The organism is Sphingomonas yabuuchiae, from assembly GCF_001477495.1.
GTDB lineage: Bacteria > Pseudomonadota > Alphaproteobacteria > Sphingomonadales > Sphingomonadaceae > Sphingomonas > Sphingomonas yabuuchiae_A.
On record NZ_LDTF01000119.1, the window covers coordinates 1 to 534 of the forward strand.

Consider the following 534-nt stretch of genomic DNA (forward strand, 5'->3'; position numbering starts at 1 on the left):
CCAGACGTCGTAGAAACCCTCCCATTCCTGCTGGAATCGCGCCTGCGCGGTTCTGGCGACGAGATCAGGGTGCACCTCGCCCCAGCCAGAAGAGCGATGGACGCGCGCCATGCAGACGACATGGGCGTGAGGCCGGCGAGCGGACAGTTCGTCACCTGGCATATGCACGACAATCATGCTGGTCAGTCGGCGTTGCAGCGCCAGCTTTTCCAGTGTGTACGTGCCGACCAGCGACAGGATGTCGGCGGGTTGCCAGCTATGTGGGAACCGCATGGTGAGTACGACAGCCAGCAGCTTTTGGTGCACTCTCGTTTTGGCGTCATACCCCTGGAAGATAGTTTCGAGCGCGCCAGGCTCGACCGCGACACCGGGCGCGGTGACGATGCGGTGCATTGTACAGGTGATCGGCCACAGGCCATCTGCCAGCCAATCCGTATCAGCCGGCTTGCTAGGTTGCAGCTTGGCGCGGGCCAGATCGGCAACGCGGTTCTGCTTTCCCTTTGCACTCTTGCGCAGCAGGGCGTAGCCGAAATC

Annotated in this window: 1 protein-coding gene; it reads right to left on the reverse strand. The window is 62.2% G+C overall.

All coding sequences use genetic code 11. The features are described 5' to 3' along the window. Nucleotides 1-534: hypothetical protein (locus NS355_RS19130; RefSeq protein WP_167345489.1), on the reverse strand; the 534-nt coding region annotated here is incomplete at both ends.